This window comes from Microcystis sp. MC19, from assembly GCF_003019735.1.
In the GTDB taxonomy this organism is placed as follows: domain Bacteria; phylum Cyanobacteriota; class Cyanobacteriia; order Cyanobacteriales; family Microcystaceae; genus Microcystis.
The window spans coordinates 1936159-1950543 of record NZ_CP020664.1 but is presented as its reverse complement, the minus strand read 5'-3'; the positions used below and the strand labels follow the sequence as shown (position 1 = coordinate 1950543).

Below are 14385 nucleotides of genomic sequence, written 5' to 3'. Positions count from 1 at the left end.
TTACTCGTTAAGACTGCACCGGAGGGAGTAGCGAAGCAGGAAGAGCCAGTTTAAACATTTGTTTTTTTCTGTGACCCTGGAAAGAAAGGGCTAAGATCTATCTAGATCAACTATCTTCACTTGCCATGGCCGCTAATGCCGACTATTCTGCCCATTCTAGCCTTAACTTGCAACAACCTTGGCATACCTATCCGGTGGAAACCACCCTATCTATCCTCGGTAGTTCGGCTGTTAATGGCCTCAATAGGGAGCAAATCGCCCAAAGAATTAAATATTATGGCAAAAATGAACTACAAGAACGTCCAGGGCGCAGTAATTGGCAAATTCTCCTAGATCAGTTTACCAATATTATGCTCCTCCTCTTAATTGCCGTGGCCATAATTTCCGGAGGACTGGACTTACTGGAATTGCAGCGCGGTCATCTGGCTAAAATTGGTGTTCCCTTCAAAGATACGATCGCTATCTTAACAATTGTCATCCTCAATGGTATCCTCGGCTATCTGCAAGAAAGTCGCGCCGAAAAAGCTCTGGCCGCTTTAAAAAAACTTTCCTCTCCCCAAGTTAATGTTATCCGCGAGGGTCAACGCACAGAAATAGATGCGGTTAATCTCGTCCCCGGGGACATCATGCTGATTGAAGCGGGAACCCAAATCAGCGCCGACGGCCAAATTATCGAAGCTTTTAACCTGCAAATTCGCGAATCGGCCTTGACAGGAGAGGCAAATAGTGTTAATAAATCCGCCTCCATTGACCCCTTAGACAGGGATACTCCCCTTGGCGATCGCTTAAATTTCGTCTTTACTGGAACAGAGGTACTGCAAGGCCGGGCCAAGGTCATCGTTACCAATACGGGGATGACGACGGAATTAGGCAAAATCGCTCAAATGTTAGCAACAGTCGGCAATGAACCCACTCCTCTCCAAAAAAGAATGACTCACTTGGGTAATGTCCTTGTTGCTGGTTCTCTCATTCTAGTGGCCCTGACTATTACCATCGGCCTGATCAATGCCGGTTGGTCGGCCCTAGAGGAATTAGTCGAAGTTTCCCTTAGTATGGCAGTAGCCGTCGTTCCCGAAGGATTACCCGCAGTTATCACCCTAACGCTCGCCCTAGGTACTCAACGCATGGTTAAACGTCAGGCCTTGATTCGTAAACTGCCGGCAGTAGAAACCCTTGGTTCTGTTAATGTGATCTGTTCCGACAAAACCGGGACGCTAACGGAAAATAAAATGATTGTACGCGAGATAGAGACAGTTAATCGCAGTTTTTTAGTTACTGGGGAAGGATATAGCCCAAAAGGACAATTTTTAGACACCGAGCAACGGGCGATCGATCCCAAAACCGATCTAGAATTACATCATCTTTTAATTGCCAGTGTCCTCTGCAACGATGCCAGTTTAGACCTCGATAACGGTCACGATAGCATTTTAGGCGACCCCACGGAAGGAGCCTTATTAGTTTTAGGGGCGAAAGCGGGCTTAAATTTATCCCTAACCAAGCAAGAGTTCCCTAGAATCGCTGAAATCCCCTTTTCTTCTCAAAGAAAGCGAATGTCGGTCATTTGTCAAGGAGTCAATCGCGTACTATTTACCAAAGGTTCCCCGGAATTAATTCTTGAACAGTGTCTCTCCTACCAATCGGGATTAGAAAGTCTTCCTTTTGGGGATAGGGAAAAAGAAAAAGTCTTAGTCGCTAACAATGCTATGGCTAACAGGGGTTTACGAGTCTTAGGATTAGCCTATAAAACACTAATTTATCCGTCAGAATCAACTGAAATCAGCGAAGATGAGCTAATTTGGTTAGGAATGGTCGGTATGATCGACGCACCGCGACCAGAGGTACAAATCGCCGTCGCTAGGTGTCGAGAAGCGGGAATCCGTCCAATCATGATCACCGGCGATCATCAATTAACCGCTCTAGCTGTGGCTAAAAGTCTTGGTATTGCCCAAGCAGGAGCTTTAGTCATCTCAGGGCGAGAATTAGATAAATTATCACCAATTCAGCTAGAAAACATCATTGACAAAACTAACATCTATGCCCGTGTTTCCCCCGAACATAAATTAACTATTGTCCGCGCCTTGCAAAAAAAGGGTAAATTTGTCGCTATGACCGGAGATGGGGTGAATGATGCTCCGGCCCTAAAACAAGCAGATATCGGTATTGCCATGGGAATCGCCGGCACCGATGTCACCAAAGAGGCTAGTGATATGATTCTCCTCGATGATAATTTTGCCACCATCGTCGCCGCCACGGAAGAAGGGCGAGTGGTTTATAACAATATTCGCAGTTTTATTAAATATATTCTCGGCAGTAATATCGGGGAAGTGATTACTATCGCTGCTTCGCCTCTTTTGGGTTTAGTTACTCCCCTAACTCCCCTACAAATTCTCTGGATGAATTTAGTTACTGATGGTTTACCTGCTTTAGCTTTGGCAGTGGAACCGGCTTCTCCTAATATTATGCGTCGCCCTCCTTTTAGTCCCCAAGAAAGTATTTTTGCTCGCGGTTTGGGCAGTTATATCGTGAGAATTGGGATTATTTTTTCGATTATTAATATCGCTCAAATGTTGATCGCTGTGCGCTTGGATCCCCTTTTTGGTAATACTGGTTCATGGAAAACTATGGTTTTTACTACTCTCTGTTTAGCTCAGATGGGTCATGCCATTTCCGTGCGATCGAGCGATCATCTTACCATAGAAATGAATCCTTTGACTAATCCCTATCTCTGGGTAGCAGTAACCCTGACGACAATTTTTCAACTGATGTTAATCTATGTTCCTGCTCTGCGGGATTTTTTCGGTACTCAATTTTTAACTAAAGAAGAATTATTAATCTGTTTGGGATTTAGTACCTTATTATTCGTTTGGGTGGAGTTAGAAAAATTATTTACCCGTTGGTATCATCGGCGATAATCAGGGAGTTTTTTTCATTGTTCAGTAAACAGTGAATTGAAAACTCAAATCCCATAACTGATAAACCCCATCCACAGGGAAAACCGTAGTTTGGCTTTTTCAGCTACGATCCTTATATAGCAATACTTTTAAGGCTTAGTGGCTTGGCCGTAAAATTCCAGTTCTCTAGCTGATTGCGATTTGGCTTACTATTAAAAATTGTTTTGATCTAAGATTGAATCAGCAATATTGTATTGGGAGTATCAAACAATGGAACCAGTTTCTCTGATTGTCACCGCCAATTTACAGGATGACCTACTTCCTGAATATAATTTTAATTATACTAAGGCTCATCCTAATCGTTTTGCTTCTCAGGTAAATGAGACAAAAATAACTGTAACCTTAGAATCGGATGTCGCTAAAGTTTTCAAAAATTCTGAAGATGTAAACAAAGCACTTCGAGCTATCCTATCTGCTATTCCTGAAAAATAAGTTAACATTAATCCTGTAGGGTGCGCCATTCGATAGCGTAACGCACCAATTTAATAATCAAGTTGGTGCATGGGGCAGATTATTAATTTGTTTTTTTGTCAGAGATTATCGCCGCAAACACTCACCCTACAAGATTGGAGATCGCACTTCCATCAATTGCCGATCTCTTTCTTCTCTCAACCGCTTGGATAACCGAGAAATAACCCGTTTAAAGTCATATCCCCCCGTAAAAAAAATTAGCCCGACTTTTTTAACAATTGTCGGCAAAATTTTGCTTGCTTTTTTCAATGCTTTTTGCAATAATATTTTTATAAGACTTTATATATAATCGAGTGGTGGAGTCCAAAGAAAAAGGCAGAGATTCCCATTGTAAGAAAAGTATAACCGAAGCCGCCGCCCAAGTCAAGGGATTACTCCTTTTTTTTGAGAAGTTTTCAAAGAAAAAAAATCAAAGAGGCAGCCAGAGATATTCTGTTTTTGGGAGCATCTCACTTATGCAATGAGTATTAATACTTATAGCAGTCAAAAACTAGAAAATCTTCAACTTGATCACAAAGAGAAATGAGATTATAATAGTTATAACTTACAATTCAGAATAGCTCTCGATGGGAGGAATAATTCAATGTTATCAGAAAATGAAAAAAGAATTAAAGAGTTATGTCAAGAGTTAGGGCAATGTCTCTATGAGCAATCCCAAATTAAGAAATTTAATAACTTGGGAGAGATAGAGGAGACAGTCAGAGATTTAATGATTCATTATGTTAACCCAGAAATCGGTATTTTTTTGTCAAAACAAGCACAGAAGAAACTGCCGGTCGGACGAGAAAAGTGAAAAGTATTTTGGGGGAATTACCAATTACAGAAAAACAAGCGAAAAAATTAGAAATAAAGTCTCGGACTCAGATGAGTCCAATGTTAGAGAAGAACTGTTTGCTATTAAGTGGCGATGAATCCTACGAAAAATCGGCGCAGAAAATCAAATCATTGACAGGGATTGCTGTTTCTCACAGTACCCAACAACGCCTCGTACATCGATATGCTTTTGAAGAATTACCGTCTAACCCAGAAGTGGAAGTGGAAGAAATGAGCCTAGATGGCGGTAAGGTACGACTAAGAACTGCCAAGGGAAAAGCCTTAATTTGGCGTGATTATAAAGCAGTGAGTTTTCATCAACTGGGGGTAGCGGCTTTTTTTCAAGATAACTCAGCTTTATTAGATTTGGTTAATTCTCAAGTTTTGGCCAAGCCTTTAATTTGTTTAGGAGATGGACATGATGGTATCTGGAATTTATTTCGTGAGATCGGAGAGAAACAGGAAAGAATTGAAATATTGGATTGGTATCATTTAATCGAAAACCTCTATAAAGTTGGCGGGTCATTCCAGCGAATTGAGGAGGTAAAATGTTTTCTATGGAAGGGGGACGTGGACGCCGCTATCTCTTGTTGTGAAGGATGGTCAGAGCCGCAAGTTGAGAATTTTATTACTTATTTAAACAAGCATAAACATCGAATTGTCAATTATGGTTATTTGCAGGCAGAGGGGATTTCCATTGGCTCTGGCTCCGTCGAATCAAAAATTAAACAAATTGCTCATCGTCTTAAAATTACTGGTGCAAGTTGGCAATCTTGTAATGTACCGCAAGTCCTTCGTCATCGCTGTGCTTATCTAAATGGTTGCCTTTTTTAACTTTTTTATTGATCTCATTAAGCATTTCTACTTATTGCAAAGGTGAGATGCTCCCGACAAAGACTAAAACAACAGCGACTGACCAAATAACAATATCAATGATTCTTTTAATAAAACTATTTTGTTGATTGAGAAAAATAATTAAAGCTACAGTTGGGATAATAGTAATGCCCGAAAGTTTAATTTGCAGGGAAAAAACAAAAGCCATGGCACTGAGTAAATAGAGTCCATACTTAAGCTTACCTGTGGATTGAACGGCTTTAAAGATGATAAAAATACTTAGGATTGTAAAAAAAAGTGAGGGTAACTCCTGCAACACTCCCGTTGACAGGGTAATATATACTAGACAGGTTGAGAGAATAAATACTGATAAACAAGAGGCCAATATTCCGCAATTAACTCTCAGAATTAGATAAAAAATTCCTAACATAATTGTGGACAAAGAAAGCACCATAAGGCGGGCGGCATGGATAGTAAATCCTGTCAGGCTTAACCAACTATTTAGTAAAACAGATAACCCCGATAAATGATCGTACCAAACTTGTTCGTAGAGACGATAACCTTGTTTGGTGACGTAGGCAAGTACCAGAGCCACCGCTTCATCAAAATTAACTATATAGGGGTAATCAAGCGGGACTTTCCAGAAAACGATCCCTAGAAAAAAAACAGCAATGGCAATTAATGCCATTAAATCAAAACGAGCAGATTTCTTATTCATAACTTTTTCTGGACAAGAATTGCTGCGTATCTTATCACAGATCGAGACATTAGTTATGGGTTAGAAAAGATAGCAAGATTACTTTTCGGAACTACGCCCTAAATCTTTAGATCTATGATAGGCCGCCACTACTGCCTCGATAATAGTCGATCGAAAAGAGCCTTTTTCCAATTGTCTCACCCCGGCAATCGTGGTTCCTCCGGGGCTAGTGACGCGATCCTTTAATTCCCCCGGATGTATGGCCGATTCTTTTAATAGGGTTGCCGTCCCCAAAACCGTTTCTAGGGCCAATTGAGACGCGATCGATCGCGGTAATCCGGCCGCCACACCACCATCACTTAAAGCTTCCACCATTAGGGCCACAAATGCTGGGCCCGATCCCGATAATCCCGTTACCGCGTCCATCAAAGCCTCGGGAACTTCCACCACCGAACCGACCGCGGCAAAAATATCTCTGGCTACGGCCAGATGTTCCGGTTCCGCATGACGACCGGCTGCGATTGCCGTAACCCCTTGTCCCACCGTGGCGGGGGTATTGGGCATCGTCCGGATGACGGGGCGATCGGGAAAGCCCATTTCTAAGCGATTGAGGGTAACTCCTGCTAAAATCGAGATAATTAGGGGTTTTTCGGGTATTCCCAGCAAGCTATTGACTACTTGCTCTAAAATTTGCGGTTTTACCGCTAAGATTAACACCTCAGTTGCTCTGGCGGCTTCCCGGTTATCCTCACTGACTTGCACTCCGTAGGTATTAACCCAAAAGTTGCGCCGTTGGGGTTGGGGTTCACTGACTAACACCGTTTCCGGACTATAAATATTTTTTTTTAATAAACGGCTGAGAATGGCCTCGGCCATCACTCCACCGCCAATAATTCCTAAACGAATAGACACAGTATTATTGAAAGTAAAAAGTAAAAAAGAGTGAATCCTCTCGAGAATCGATCGATTTCTAGCTTCGACAAACTTGACGAGAGGACTATGGGAGGATTCATTGAGCTAATCGACTGCTTTCGACTCCCCAAGCAGGTGTGGAGGAAACGGGACGAGCTATTTTCGGGTTATCGGTGATATCGTGAATAGTTCCGGAAAGGGTGCTAACTTTAACGCAGCTGGGGGTAAATAGGAAAATACTCTCACCGATGCGTTCTTGATGACCATCAATCGCATAAGTGCCACCGGCGACAAAATCCACGGCTCTTTGTGCTTCTTCGGGATCCATGACGTTGAGGTTTAAAACCACCGATTTGCGTTCTCTCAGGGTTTGGATAACTTGGGGCATTTCCTCGAAGGAATGGGGCTCGATCACGACCACTTCTGCATTATTGTTGTTAATACCTGGCATACCGATCACGTTGCTTCTGTTGAGTCCCATAGATGTGGCTGTACTGAGATTTAAAGGTTCGCGTTGACGACGATTGAGGGGATCTTCTTCTTCGTTTTGACCCCTATCTTGGGGGGAAGACTTTTCCCAGTTCATTTCTTCGTAGTCGGTTTCGTCTTCGTCTTCCGGTTGTTCGGAGATACCGACAAAATCTTTGAGTTTGGTAAAAATGTTGTTCACAGTCTAAGTGTCCTTCAAAAGATTTTTTTGGGTGGTCTTGGCCAGAGTCGGGGTTGTTTTAGTTACCCTTAACAATTTTGGCTCTCACTTGGTACAGGAGAACTGTTTTGTTAAGGGGGCATCCATCTAGTGGATGGAACTAAATTTTTCCTTCTAGTCGTCTGGGGGCAGCGGTTAGTTCCCTCTTTTCAGTTATCAATTATCAGTTATCAGGGGATAGTTTTTAGGGATTGGGAAAAAGTCAATTCCTCATTTCTAACCAGCAACTTCTAGACTAGACGCTGTAATTCTAAGATATATTGTCACCAATTATTAAAATTTCTAGAGGTTTTTTCTGTAAATTTACGCAGATGGTTCAGTAAATGCGATCACCAAAGATGCCAGTTCCCACCCGGATCAAAGTGGCTCCGGCCTTGATTGCCAGAGGATAATCGTTAGACATCCCCATGGATAGATGCGGCAGGCATAAACTAGAGCTATTCTCGATTATTTGGGCTAAATCGCCAGTTTTTTCAAAGGCGGCTAACTTTTCCCCGTCGGATAATCCTTGGGGCAGAATTGTCATCAAACCCTGAATTTTTAGCTGTTTACAGTTGACTAAAGCGGGAATATCTGCTATGAGTTCGTCCGTGTCCCAACCGAACTTATCGGGATCGGGGACAACTTTCACCTGTAGCAAAACTTGGGGATTAATCTCTAATTCTGAGGCCAGGCGATCGAGTCTTTGGGCTAATTTTAAACTATCGAGGGAATGGATTAAATCAAAAGATTCTAGAACTTTGCGGGCTTTATTTGCCTGTAGATGCCCGATAAAGTGCCAAGAAATATCTGGCAGGTCTTTTAGTTCTTGCTGCTTCGAGATTGCTTCCTGTAGCTTACTTTCGGCAAAATCTCTCACTCCTGCCCGGTAAGCTTGACGGATATAATCACTCGATACCTGTTTACTGACGGCAATCAGGCGCGCGGAGGGGGGTAGGGTAAGACGGATTGACTCGATGCGACTAGCGATCGTCATGAACTAGACTGAAAAGGTTTGTTGATAAGTTTGGTTGAGACTGTTAAATTCTTGCACATTACTGACCCGTCGCAAATTCCGCAGCCGGTTTTCCACTAAAAGACGAGCATCGGAACGACTAATCGGATCGAAAGAGACTTTTTTGGGTCCCACCGTCACCAGAAAAAAAAGACGTTGGGCATAAAGAGTGGTGAATAATTCCCGATGTTCTTCTAATAGACACACTCTGTATAATAGACCGAAAGTAGGATGATTGAGATAGGTTTCGTTACTCATTCAAGCGATCGCTAAAGGAAAAGGATGGAGCGAACTAGAAAGTTTTTCCACAACAAAATCAAGCGGATGGCTCAAAAACAATTGATTTTTCGAGGGTTTCCCTAGCTTGATTTTACCAGAATCCTTCAATGACAACTAACGATGCTAGTCTATGTCATGATTTCCTGAGTTTTCACTTTTTCCCTGTTAAGGTGGATACATTTCGGTGACGAGTTGTCACCACCAGAAATTAGCTCGGCTGCAAAAATCAAAGATTTTCCCTTAGCTGAGGAGACTAGGAGACAAGAGGATAAAAAAGACAATAGACAAGTATAATACCCATAAAAGCTAAGATTATCTCAAATTTATCTGGTTTTTTAGATATTTTGACCCGATAGCGGCGATCAGTGCCGTGAAAACTCACATCTGATAACTGATCACTGATAACTGATCACTGAATCGCTGATCAAATGCCCTAAGCTTGTATTAAGCCTTTTTTAACTTCAAATTCCTTTAACCTCAATCAATATGGATTTTTCTAGTCTTGTTGCCAGTCAGCTAAACGCCGGCGCTATCTGGCCCGAAGGAATCCTGATTATCACCCTGATGGTGATTTTAATCGGCGATTTGATCTTGGGACGGAGTGCCAGAAGTTGGCTGCCCTACGCGGCGATCGCTGGTCTGCTCGCTGCTGTGGTTGCTCTCTATTTTGCCTGGGACAATCCGAAACCAGTGGCCTTTTTAGGGGCTTTTGAGGGCGATAATCTCAGTATCGTCTTTAGGGCGATTATTGCCCTTTCTACCGCCTCCACAGTGCTGATGTCTATCCGTTATGTGGAACAAGCGGGAACCTCCCTAGCGGAATTTTTAGCCATTATGCTCACTGCGACTCTCGGGGGAATGTTCCTATCCGGCGCTAGTGAATTGGTGATGATCTTCATCTCCCTAGAAATGCTCAGTATTTCCTCCTATCTAATGACCGGTTACATGAAGCGAGATCCTCGATCGAACGAGGCCGCCTTAAAATACCTGTTAATTGGAGCTTCTAGTTCGGCGATTTTCCTCTATGGTGTTTCCCTTCTCTACGGTTTATCCGGAGGTGAAACCAGTTTAAGTGCCATTGCCCAAAAATTAACCGATGTCAATGGTGGTCAGTCCTTGGCCTTGGCGATCGCATTGGTTTTTGTGATTGCCGGTATCGCTTTCAAAATTTCGGCGGTTCCCTTTCACCAGTGGACTCCTGATGTGTACGAAGGTTCTCCCACTCCCGTGGTCGCTTTCCTCTCGGTGGGTTCCAAAGCGGCCGGTTTTGCCCTAGCAATTCGCCTATTAGTGACGGTTTTCGGTCTAGTCAGCGAACAATGGCGGTTTATCTTTATCGCTCTAGCAATTTTGAGTATGATCCTGGGCAACGTGGTCGCCTTGGCCCAAACTAGCATGAAACGGATGTTAGCCTATTCCTCGATCGGTCAGGCGGGTTTTGTCATGATTGGTTTAACCGCCGGTACTGACGCGGGTTACTCTAGCATGATTTTCTATCTGTTAATTTACCTGTTCATGAACCTAGGGGCTTTTGCCTGTGTGATTCTCTTTGCTCTCAGAACTGGAACCGATCAGATCGCTGAGTATTCGGGACTCTACCAGAAAGATCCGCTCCTAACCCTCTGTTTAAGCATCTGTCTGCTCTCTTTGGGGGGAATTCCGCCTCTAGCGGGCTTCTTTGGCAAGATTTATCTATTCTGGGCCGGTTGGCAAGCGGGACTTTATGCCCTCGTCCTCGTTGGTTTAGTCACCAGTGTGGCCTCGATTTACTACTATATCCGCGTGGTCAAAATGATGGTGGTCAAGGAACCCCAAGAGATGTCCGATGCGGTGAAAAATTACCCCGTTATCAATTGGACTCTTACCGGGATGCGTCCCCTACAGGTGGGTATTGTCCTCTCCCTAGTGGCCACTTCCCTAGCTGGTATCCTCTCCAATCCTCTCTTTACCCTAGCGACGGATTCCGTCACCACTACCCCCATCCTACAATCGGCGGCTCTGGCGACGCATATTTCCCGGGCAAATTGAGAATCTCTGTTGATTTATCAGCGTTGTCAGATCAGAATAACAACGCCTATTGTAGGGCTAATTCATGAATTAGCCCTACACCTAATCCGTTTTTAATAATGTGATTAACTCTCAATTTGTTCTAAAATAGAGGCTAAAATATCTGGAGTTAATCCGTTAGCTTCTGCTTCATCACTAGCTTGATCCATAATTGTTGATAATCTCGCCGCTGCTTTTTGACGATATTTTTCTAATTCTAATTGAATAGTTTCAGTTAATTTGTTTTCTATGTTCCCTCGGTCATTGGGTTTAATTTTAGCGTAATATCTAGCAATTTCTAAAGGAACTTGAATAGTGATTTCTGTCTTGCTATTCATGGTAAGTAGCTGGTTATAATTAAATTAAAAATCGATTTTAGGTTCGATCCCCCCTGCCCCCCTTGATAAGGGGGGTGTCTGATAATTTTTAACGCCTACCTACTTAATTGATTGTTCTTTTTACTTTTAACAGACCTCTATTGTAGCACGAAATCACCATACTCATTGAATTTGACCCTATTGATGTAAAAGTTGCCATTGGATCAAAAAAATCAATGAATAGGGCTTGCTGAAAAAGTACGGGCGAAGCATTCGGATAGAAAATCTACGGTTTCACCGATAGGTTATTGCCCGAATGCTTCGCCCCTACAGGACGCGGGCCGATGAAGACGCAAGGTTTTGAACCACGATTCTCTCAAAATCTTGCACCTGTGAGAGCAAAACAGGACACTAAAACCCTTACCTCGTCTATATTTCACATTTATTCAGCAAACCCTAAATAGAAACATGGACTAAAAATAAACCCCCCTCAACTGGCTAATTGAAGGGGCATTTATGGTATTTTTATAAGCAATTTAGCCAACTTTTGTGGTTTCTTTTTCGGCTGATTTGGATGGCTTTAGTTTGCGCTTGAGGGTTGAAGCTGCGCCGAGAGTACCGAGAACTCCAAGACCAAAGAGGGAGGCGGGTTCAGGTACTTGTTGTGCTGTTTGTGCTATCCCAAAAGTTACGGGTAAAGATACTGAAGCTACAACCTCGGTGAAACCAGGTGAAGAGATTGAACCTTCAAGATTCACAGGCTGAAAAGTTGACTTGTCAATGAAAGTACCGATTTCATACTGCCTGTTGCCGAACGGATTTCCTGAGTTCTGAAACCTTACTCTGGCCGCGTTAGAACCAGAAGCGTTTGTATTAAAAGTTAACGTTGAAGATGTGGCATTAACCAAAAATTGCCCTGTTCCGTTGATACTGCCACTAGGAATGACGACAGTATCTAAAGTAAAAGGATTACCATTAACTGTCAAGGTAAGGTTAACGTTGGTAAAGGGATTGGGGGTACCAGTTGAGTTGATAGTATAGCTACCTATTGGCACATCTACGGTTCCCACCAAAGAAGCGTTATTACTACCATTACTCCAACTGCGGTTAACAGTAAAAGTAACGGCCGTTGCCGCCACAGGAGTGAGCATAGCAGCGAGAGAAGTTGCGCCAGCTAAAGCTAGGGTGGGAATTAATCGGTTTTTAATCATCTTGATTGAGCAAACGGGTGAATAGAGGCAACTATCGTCTTGCTCGCAGCTTGGTCAAGCAACAGCCTAACCCAAGACAACAGGCAGACGGAAGAAATAATACACATTCCCCCCCCCACAAATGTATCAAAAGCTACAATTTAATAATTCTTTACATTTTTCTCCTCGACTAGCGACTCATACTAAATCCGTTGAGTATAGCTGAACTTCCCCCCATACATATATACTACAATAGCCGAAAACCCTTATCCATCAATGGATGCACCCCCTTAACTTTTCTTAATGTACCCATGTAATTTGTAACATTTCTTAATGGACAAGAATTCTCTCCATTTGCTAAAATGATAGCCATGTATATAGAAAAAGTTCCTAACCGTAATTCTCCCCCCGCTGTTCTTCTTCGAGAATCCTACCGAGAAGGAGATCAAGTCAAAAAAAGAACCCTTGCCAATCTCTCAAAATTACCCGATGATATTATCGAAAATCTGAAACTGGCTCTTAAAGGAGCAACACTGTCCATGAATGAAGGCATTCCCAATCATTTTGAAGTGATTAGAAGTCTTCCTCATGGTCATGTAATGGCTATTTTAGAGACGATTAAAAAATTGGGTTTAGATAAAATAATCAGTGAAAAATCCTCACGAATCAGAAACTTAGTGGTGGCGATGATTGTGGCAAGAATCATCAATCCTAAATCGAAACTAGCCACAGCGAGAGGGTTTAATAGTGAGACTTGTAGTCAGAGTTTAGGACAATTGTTAGACTTAGAGAAAGGCGATGAAGACGAATTATATAACGCCTTAGATTGGTTATTAGAAAAACAAGAGAAAATTGAGAAGCACCTAGCAATTAAACACTTAGAATCAGGAACATTAGTCTTGTATGATGTCACTTCTACCTACCTAGAAGGAAATGGTTGTGAACTGGGAAAATATGGGTATAATCGAGATAAAAAGAAGGGGAAAACTCAGATAGTGTTTGGTTTGCTCTGTTCAGCTAAGGGTTGTCCGATAGCGGTAGAAGTATTTGAAGGAAACACTTCAGATGGTGCTACTTTAAGCGGACAAATTGAGAAAGTCAGAAAGGGTTGGGAGATTGAGAATGTGGTCTGGGTAAGTGATAGAGGAATTTTAACTAACTCGAAAATCAAGGAATTAGTAAAACCGATAGAAGGATTAGACTATATTACTGGTTTAACTAAGCCTCAAATTCGGAAACTGGCTGAGGTGGAAGTGATTCAATTAGGATTATTTGATCAGGTAAACTTGGTGGAATTTGAGAGTGAAGATTATCCCGAAGAAAGATTAATTGCTTGTCGTAATCCCTTCATTGCCCAGAAAAATCAACTACAAAGAGAGGCATTATTAGAAGCGGTAGAGAAGGAACTAGATTTGATTGTTCAGGCGACTCAAAGGGAGAAAAGAGCTTTAAAGGGCCAAGATAAGATAGCTTTGAGAGTGGGCAAGGTTCTTAATCAGTTTAAGGTCAATAAATACTATAACCTAGAGATAACAGAAGAAGGCTTTTCTTATCAGCGTAAGCGGGAATTAATCGCTCAAGAAACGGCCTTGGATGGTGTGTATGTGTTAAGAACTTCTCTGGAGTCAACCTTGATGGATGCAGCGACGACGGTTAAAGCTTATAAAAGTTTATCTCAAGTGGAGGAGGCATTTCGCTGTTATAAGTCAATTGATTTAAAGGTACGTCCTATCTATCATTATAAGGGTGATAGAGTCAAAGCTCATATCTTTTTATGTATGTTGGCTTATTATGTGGAATGGCATTTAAAACAGTGCTTGGCTCCTTTATTATTTGAGGATGAAGAAATTGATGATGGTTCTCTGAATGTGATTAAAGCCAATCGGAGTGAATCCGCTCAGTCTAAAGAGAGAAAAAAACGGAATCAAGAGAACTTTCCTGTGCATAGTTTTCGGACTTTGTTGGAAGACCTGGGGACAATTTGCTTGAATACAGTGGAATGTACGATTAGAGAGGGAAGTTATCGTTTTTCTAAGATAACTCGACCGACCCAACTGCAACAAAAAGCGTTAGATTTATTAGGAGTTTCCCTGATTTGTACCCAGTAACGGGGCGGCGTAAATTCTCTTAATCCCTTCTACAGCACAGCTTATGGCTTTTTGTCAACGGGGA

The 14385-nt window shown here is 42.3% G+C and carries 11 protein-coding genes and 1 pseudogene; 5 read left to right on the top strand and 7 right to left on the bottom strand.

Annotated features, from left to right (window positions below; translation table 11 throughout):
• Positions 1 to 125: 125 nt before the first annotated feature.
• The 3 genes from B5D77_RS09895 to B5D77_RS09885 all read left to right on the top strand — a co-directional run bounded on the left by B5D77_RS09895 (position 126) and on the right by B5D77_RS09885 (position 5069).
• The gene (locus tag B5D77_RS09895) at positions 126 to 2912 is read left to right on the top strand and encodes a cation-translocating P-type ATPase (protein ID WP_106908755.1); all 2787 of its coding nucleotides are present in this window, start codon (positions 126 to 128) and stop codon (positions 2910 to 2912) included.
• A gap of 249 nt (positions 2913 to 3161) precedes the next feature.
• A complete protein-coding gene (locus tag B5D77_RS09890) occupies positions 3162 to 3383 on the top strand; it encodes a hypothetical protein (protein WP_106908754.1) in 222 nt (73 codons plus the stop codon).
• 622 nt (positions 3384 to 4005) lie between these two features.
• A protein-coding gene (locus tag B5D77_RS09885; protein ID WP_106908108.1) for an ISKra4 family transposase occupies positions 4006 to 5069 on the top strand; the annotation gives its coding sequence in 2 pieces (ribosomal slippage) (positions 4006 to 4162 and positions 4162 to 5069; 1065 coding nt in all).
• A gap of 43 nt (positions 5070 to 5112) precedes the next feature.
• Here the strand turns inward: B5D77_RS09885 and B5D77_RS09880 are convergent.
• From B5D77_RS09880 to pipX, 5 genes and pseudogenes are all read right to left on the bottom strand, one after another.
• Positions 5113 to 5787: pseudogene (locus B5D77_RS09880) on the bottom strand (glycosyltransferase family 39 protein); the annotation flags it as partial.
• Positions 5788 to 5865: 78 nt separating this feature from the next.
• Positions 5866 to 6678: a pyrroline-5-carboxylate reductase gene (proC, locus tag B5D77_RS09875; protein ID WP_008198142.1), complete on the bottom strand. Its 813-nt coding sequence runs from the start codon at positions 6676 to 6678 to the stop codon at positions 5866 to 5868.
• A gap of 97 nt (positions 6679 to 6775) precedes the next feature.
• Positions 6776 to 7348, bottom strand: a complete 573-nt coding sequence (locus B5D77_RS09870; protein WP_008198144.1) for a cell division protein SepF — start codon at positions 7346 to 7348, stop codon at positions 6776 to 6778.
• Between the two features lie 355 nt (positions 7349 to 7703).
• A complete protein-coding gene (locus tag B5D77_RS09865; protein ID WP_008198147.1) occupies positions 7704 to 8363 on the bottom strand; it encodes a YggS family pyridoxal phosphate-dependent enzyme in 660 nt (219 codons plus the stop codon).
• 3 nt (positions 8364 to 8366) lie between these two features.
• On the bottom strand, positions 8367 to 8639 hold the full coding sequence (gene pipX, locus B5D77_RS09860) for a transcriptional coactivator PipX (RefSeq protein ID WP_106908753.1): 273 nt from the start codon (positions 8637 to 8639) through the stop codon (positions 8367 to 8369).
• A gap of 507 nt (positions 8640 to 9146) precedes the next feature.
• Here pipX and B5D77_RS09855 point away from each other — a divergent pair.
• On the top strand, positions 9147 to 10688 hold the full coding sequence (locus B5D77_RS09855) for an NAD(P)H-quinone oxidoreductase subunit N (protein ID WP_106908752.1): 1542 nt from the start codon (positions 9147 to 9149) through the stop codon (positions 10686 to 10688).
• Positions 10689 to 10792: 104 nt separating this feature from the next.
• Here the strand turns inward: B5D77_RS09855 and B5D77_RS09850 are convergent, their stop codons facing one another.
• Positions 10793 to 11044, bottom strand: coding sequence for a hypothetical protein (locus tag B5D77_RS09850; RefSeq protein ID WP_043997649.1), 252 nt, complete (start codon positions 11042 to 11044; stop codon positions 10793 to 10795).
• A 515-nt stretch (positions 11045 to 11559) separates the two neighbouring features.
• A complete protein-coding gene (locus B5D77_RS09840; RefSeq protein WP_008198154.1) occupies positions 11560 to 12234 on the bottom strand; it encodes a PEP-CTERM sorting domain-containing protein in 675 nt (224 codons plus the stop codon).
• A 350-nt stretch (positions 12235 to 12584) separates the two neighbouring features.
• Here B5D77_RS09840 and B5D77_RS09835 point away from each other — a divergent pair, with 350 nt between their 5' ends.
• Positions 12585 to 14321, top strand: a complete 1737-nt coding sequence (locus tag B5D77_RS09835; protein ID WP_106908751.1) for an IS1634 family transposase — start codon at positions 12585 to 12587, stop codon at positions 14319 to 14321.
• Positions 14322 to 14385: the final 64 nt, after the last annotated feature.